Below are 4,822 nucleotides of genomic sequence, written 5' to 3'. Positions count from 1 at the left end.
CGACGAGGAGCACCGCGTCGTCCCCAGGTCCACGCAGACCAGCAGCAGCACGCCCTTCATGCCGCCCATGGGACCCATGGGCGGGGCGGGGGACAGGCCGCAGACGGAGAGCGGGGACAGGGAACGGACCACGTGGCTGGCCGAGGACGAGGACGTCTGGGGCACCGACGAGGGCGGCGCGCCGCAGGCCCTGGGACGCTGAGAGGAAGGGGACCGGGATGAACCGGCCGATGGAGGACCGGGTGGCCCAGGCGATGGCCCACCTCAAGGCGGCGGAGCAGGCCGCGGCCTCGGCACGCGCCGAACTGGACGCGGCCTCGGTCACCGCGCGCTCGACGGACCGGTCGGTCCGGGTCTCGGTCGGGGCGAAGGGCGAACTGACCAGCCTGGAGTTCCTCGACGGCAAGTACCGGACCATGGCCGCCGCCCAGCTCTCCGCGGCGGTGCTGGAGGCCGCGAACAAGGCACGGGCCGAGATGGCCCGCCGGGTCGTCGCCACGCTCGACCCGCTCACCAGGATGACCGCGCGCGGCGCCGCCCCGGAACGGATGGGCGTCGACTGGGAGTCCCTCTTCGGAACGCTGCTCAGCGAGACCGAAGTGGCGAAGGGGCCCACGGCGATGAGCAGGCTCCGCGACGAGATCGTCGAGGACGACGAGGAACCCGCCGCCCCGCCCGGGGCGGCCCGCGGCACGGACGACGGACGACGGGAACGGCAGGAGGGCGCGTAACCATGGCCGGCAACTACTCCGCCGACATCCAGGCGATCCTGCAGGGTTCCAGGCACCTCGCCGACGCCGTGCGCTACGGCGACGAGATGCTGCCCCGGTTCGAGACCGGCAACGCCCGGTACGCGGGCTGGTGGGGCGTGGAGGGCGGCGACGACGACTTCGCCAACGCGGTCGGCGAGCAGGTCCGCCAGGAACAGCAGCAGGTGACGGACACGGTCCTGGCCATCACCAGCGGGTTCATGGCGCTGGTCGACGCGGTCGCCGCGGAGGCCGACCACGTGCAGCGGCCGCAGGTCCAGGCGGTGGAGGACATCGAGACGCACGGCTCGGAGAGCGAGAACAGGCGCTGAATGGCCATCATGTTCCCGCCCGGCCTGCGGGAGTTCATCGAGGTCTGGGTGGGCGCGAACGTCGCCACCGGCAACGAGGACCTGGGCTTCGACAGCCGTAACCCCTACAAACGGCTGGCCGACGACGTCAGGGACCTGTCCGACGCGATGAAGGGAGCGATCTCCACCGCCGGGAACTCGCTCCCGCCGCGGGTCGCCGACGAGTTCGTCGCGGCGATGAAGCTCTTCGTCGACGACAACGGCCAGAACCACCTGCAGAAGTTCTCCGACGAACTCCGCGAGCTCGGCTCCCGGCAGATCGACCGCTCGATCAAGCTGTCCGAGGGGAAGTACCAGATCCTCATCGAGTTCATCCTGATGAACATCGAACTGGCTCTGATCGCCGCCCTGGCCGTCTTCACCGGCGGTACGTCGCTCACCGAGATCGCCATCCAGAAGGCACGCACCGCGCTCACCATCCTGCTGATCCTCCAGCGGCTGGGACGCGCCATCCCCACGCCGTTGTCGGTGCTGCTGGAGGCGATCCAGGAGGCGTTCGTCTCCTTCGCCTCGCAGCTGATCTCCATGACCGCGCCGGACGACCCGGAGCGCCGGCGTATCCGGTTCGACTGGAAGGACATCGGCCAGTCGGCGGTCGCCGGCGCGTTCGCGGGACTCTTCGGGGGCATCTTCGGCGAGGTCGGCGGAAGGTTCATCAACAAGTACTTCAAGAACAACAACTTCTGGAAGGAGGCCTCCGAGCTCCCGTTCAGCTTCATCAACGAAGGACAGGCGGAGACCTTCGCCGAGGCCTTCACCGGCCTGATCTTCCTGGGCACGTTCACCCTCAACCCCGGCACGTTCCTGAGCGCCGGCCTCAGCGGCCTGATCTTCGAAGCGGCCTCCACAGGGGCGGAGTTCGGCGGAAAGTTCGCTCACAACAAGTTCTTCCAGAACTTCGACTTCGGCTCCGACTCCGTCAACGACCTGCCGGGCGGTGGCAGCGGGAACGGCGGCACGGGCGCGAACGGCAACCGGTACGGGTACGAGGACCGGTACGACGACACGTACGACGGCGCGAACACGTACCAGGACCTCCACGACGACACGTACAGCGCCCCCTACAGCGTCCCGACCTCCTCCTCCACATCGCCGTCGCCGTACCGGTCGGACAGCGACGACCCGGTTCCCCACGCCGGCGGCATCGACGACACCGCGTCGGTCTTCGGCGACTTCAGCGACACCGCGTCGGTCTTCGGCGACTTCAGCGACACCAGTGACACCGCGTCGGTCTTCAGCGACTTCAGCGATGCCTCGTCCGTCTCGTCGGTCTCGTCCCTCCCGGACCACGGCACGGTTCACGGCGTCGACAACAACGTCGACGCCTCCGGACTCCCGGGGGCGACGGGCGCGGGCAAGCCGTCGTCCTACGTCTCTCCGCCGAACGCGTACGACGACGCCCACCGGGACTCCCTGGTGGACGACACCGACACCGACACCGTCTTCTCCACCCTCAACCCGTCGGTGATCAGGAGCCCGGGGACCGACTGGTCCGCCGGCACGGACGACACCCCGCCGGTGAACAAGCAGGACACCGCCGGCTCCACCGCTTCCGGACTGCCCTCGGCCCAGACGGGCGGCAGCAACCCCGCACCGGACGGGACCGAACGACAGCGGTCGGCGGACGACGGCACGACCCGGTTCACCCCCGAGGAGCGGGAACGGCGACAGCAGAACCCGCAGGCGCCCCTCGCGCCCCCCACGGCACCCGCCCCGTCGAGCGGCACGTCCCCGGGCGGCCACGCCTCGCCGAACGCCACCCCGCAGCCACGGCCCCAGACCACACCGTCCGGTGACCAGGCGGTCACCGTCGAGCCGTCGGACCCGGACACCGCCGCCCCGGACGACGTCCGTACCCCCGCACCCGAGGAGTCCGGGCAGTCCCGCCCGTCCTCCGCGGTACCGAAGGCCGAGACCCGGCCCACGTCCGACGTCCCGCAGCCCTACCGGCCCGTACGGACCGAGTCCGAGGAACTGCCGGCCATCAGCGGCTCCACTGCGGAGCCCACCCCGGTCGTCTCCCGCGAGGTGCCGCCCGTCCAGCCCGTCGCCCTCGACGAGACGCCGCTCGGCTCCCGGGCACCGGACGGGATCCCGACCGGGGAATCCTCCGAGCCGGGCTCCCCGGACTCGGTCGACATGATCCTGGACTGGGAGGACGACCAGGACGCGGCCGAGCCCGAGCCCGAGTACGCGTCGGACCCCGAGCCGGACCCGGCCACCGAGGCGCTGTACGACCGGCTGCTGACGGACGTCTTCGGTTCCGCGATCGGGACGAGCCCCCTCCACCCCGCCCTCCGCGACGCCCTCGCGCACCTCGACCAGCTCCGGCAGTCCGTTCCCGCCCTCCGCGACGGCCCGCTCGACCTGGACGCCCTGACCCGCCAGGTGCTGCTCCTGGACCCCGCCCACCCGGTGACCGACGCGCAGCGCGGCGAACTGTTCCGGGTGGCGATGGCCCCGGAGGTGGAGTCGGCGGGCAGCCTGGCCGCCCTGGCCGCCTTCCACCTGGAACTCCGCGGCGTCCTGTCCCTCACCCAGGCGCTGACCACCGGCGACGGCGGCGTCCTGGGCCGCAACTGGACGAACGCCACGATCCCCGACCTCGACCTCACCGAGGTGGGGAAGGTGGTCCGGCAGCCCGACGGCACCCTGGGCCGCGGCGACGTACAGCCCGCGCCCTGGCACCGTCCCGGTGAGCCGGAGCCGTACGTCGTCATGGCGGAGGGCGACCACCGGCGGATCGTCGTACGCGGCCACGACGGCGCCCCGCGCCAGGTGCCGATCGACGTGTTCGCCGAACTGCTGGCCCGCGACCCCCGGCTCGCCGCGCTGCCCCCGGGCACCCCCGTGGTGCTGCTCGTCCCCGACGCCGGTGCCCGCGGCCTGGACCTGCCGCGCCAGGCGGCGGACCGGATCGGCAGGGAGGTCTGGTCGGCCAACGGCACCGTGAAGGTGTCCCCGCAGCGCGACCCGTCGCGGCCGCACGTCGTCTCCCTGCTGTTCGGGGAGGGGCTGCCGCGTGCCGACTGGATCCGCAGCACCCCCGGCCAGGTGCTCGACCCGGCGGAGCGCGAGGACGCGCCGGAGTGGGAGCGCGAGGTGCTGTCGCACAGCGTCGTCGGCGACGGGGGCGTGACCATCGGCAGAGGCGTGTTCGAGGACGCCGAGGCCCCGCGCCGGATCGCGGTGCTGAAGCTCGCGACTCAGTCGTCGGAGCTGTGGCACTACAACCCGGTCACCAAGGAAGCGGTCAAGGACGACGAGCCGGTCCCGTTCGCCGGCAAGCAGACGTACGTCTTCAGCGCCCACGCCCGGCCGGGCGCGACCCGGGTACCGACCGCGACGGACCCGAGGCACCACACCCACCAGCGGGAGACCGGCCGGATGCTCAAGCGGCGCCCGAGCCTGGCGCAGCTCCCCGAGGACCACGCCGTGCTGATGGAGGCGTGCTCGAGCGCCAAGCCGCCGGGGATGGTCCGCACCCGCAGGGGCATCGACGACACCTTCGTCCCCGATCCGCTGGCGGTCGTCAGCGAGAGCCAGCACGTCGCCAACGAGACCGGACGCACCACGTACGGCGGCACCCACATGGTCAGCTTCGCGACGCTGCCGGACGGGAAGCTCGTCCACCGCCTCTACACGGACTCGCGGGGACGGCGCGGCCAGTGGGTGGAGCACCGGCCGGAACCCTCCGGCGTC

The 4,822-nt window shown here is 71.9% G+C and carries 4 protein-coding genes; all 4 read left to right on the top strand.

What is annotated here, in order from left to right; all coding sequences use genetic code 11:
- A partial coding sequence (locus tag B7767_RS47255; protein ID WP_218775778.1) for a hypothetical protein occupies positions 1-202 on the top strand: 202 nt, incomplete at its 5' end.
- A gap of 16 nt (positions 203-218) precedes the next feature.
- A complete protein-coding gene (locus tag B7767_RS08635; RefSeq protein ID WP_085571655.1) occupies positions 219-731 on the top strand; it encodes a YbaB/EbfC family nucleoid-associated protein in 513 nt (170 codons plus the stop codon).
- Between the two features lie 2 nt (positions 732-733).
- Positions 734-1,081, top strand: a complete 348-nt coding sequence (locus tag B7767_RS08630) for a hypothetical protein (RefSeq protein WP_085571654.1) — start codon at positions 734-736, stop codon at positions 1,079-1,081.
- Positions 1,082-4,822: lonely Cys domain-containing protein (locus B7767_RS08625; protein ID WP_143652290.1), on the top strand; the 3,741-nt coding region annotated here is incomplete at its 3' end.

Source organism: Streptomyces sp. 13-12-16 (genome assembly GCF_002114215.1).
Lineage (GTDB): Bacteria > Actinomycetota > Actinomycetes > Streptomycetales > Streptomycetaceae > Streptomyces.
Note: the sequence above shows the minus strand (reverse complement) of the source record. Positions and strands in the feature narration are given on the sequence as shown.

Bases quoted from the DNA above. Each gene is read 5' to 3' on its own strand.
- B7767_RS08635 (WP_085571655.1), top strand. From the start codon at position 219: ATGAACCGGCCGATGGAGGACCGGGTGGCCCAGGCGATGGCCCACCTC.
- B7767_RS08630 (WP_085571654.1), top strand. From the start codon at position 734: ATGGCCGGCAACTACTCCGCCGACATCCAGGCGATCCTGCAGGGTTCC.